Annotated in this window: 1 protein-coding gene; it reads right to left on the bottom strand. The window is 63.9% G+C overall.

Translation table 11 applies throughout. The features are described from left to right. A partial coding sequence (locus ACYVIC_RS19790) for an AMP-binding protein (protein ID WP_460862717.1) occupies nt 1-848 on the bottom strand: 848 nt, incomplete at its 3' end. Nucleotides 849-914 lie beyond the last annotated feature (66 nt).

The raw sequence follows: 914 nt of genomic DNA, 5'->3' as shown, positions 1-914 counted from the left end.
ATCCGGTAACCCCGCACCTTCACCTGCGCATCGCGACGGCCTAAAAACTCCAGCGCACCCTCCCGGTTATAACGCACACGGTCGCCCGTGCGGTACAGCCGGCTACCCGCCGGACCATACGGGTTGGGCACAAACGCCTCTGCCGTCTTCGCGCCCTGACCCCAGTAACCCTGCGCCAGACCCGCTCCACCGACATACAATTCCCCCGGCACCCCCGGCGCCACTCGCTGACCCTGCCCGTCCAGCACATAGCAGCTGCTCTGCTCCAGCGGATACCCTATCGGCACATCACGGCGCGCATCATGCCGCTCCATGCGGTACAAACAACTGAACGTCGTCGCCTCCGTCGGGCCATAACCATTGACCAGCTCACCGCTCCACGGCGCATCCAGATACGCCGACACATGACGGCCCGACAACGCATCGCCGCCCGCCACCAGACAACGCAATCCCTTCAGCGCCTCCAGCTGTTCATCCACGACCACATGGAACAACGACGCCGTTAACCACAATACCGTCACGCCGTAATCACGGATGTCCGATGCCAGACCGCTCACACTCACCGCGCCGGGCCGCCCTATCGCCACACAACCACCATTGAGCAGTGCACCCCACAGCTCCAGTGTCGACGCATCAAACACCAGCGGTGCCTGCAGCAGCAACACATCATCCGCCGTTATCGCCAGCTCCCGACGGTTGCGGCACAGCCGCACCACACCACCGTCCGGCACCAACACGCCCTTGGGTGTACCCGTCGAACCCGACGTGTACATCAGGTACAGCCCCTGGCCCGCTGAGCGCTTCGCCGCCGGTAATACCTGTGCAACACGGCCATCAAAGCCCCGCACATCTAACACCTGCTCTGCCTCTACGCCCTGTGGCAACGCCCCGTTACTGAGCACGCAACGCACGCC

Source organism: Rheinheimera gaetbuli (genome assembly GCF_054781935.1).
This window is presented reverse-complemented; position numbering and strand designations above follow the sequence as displayed.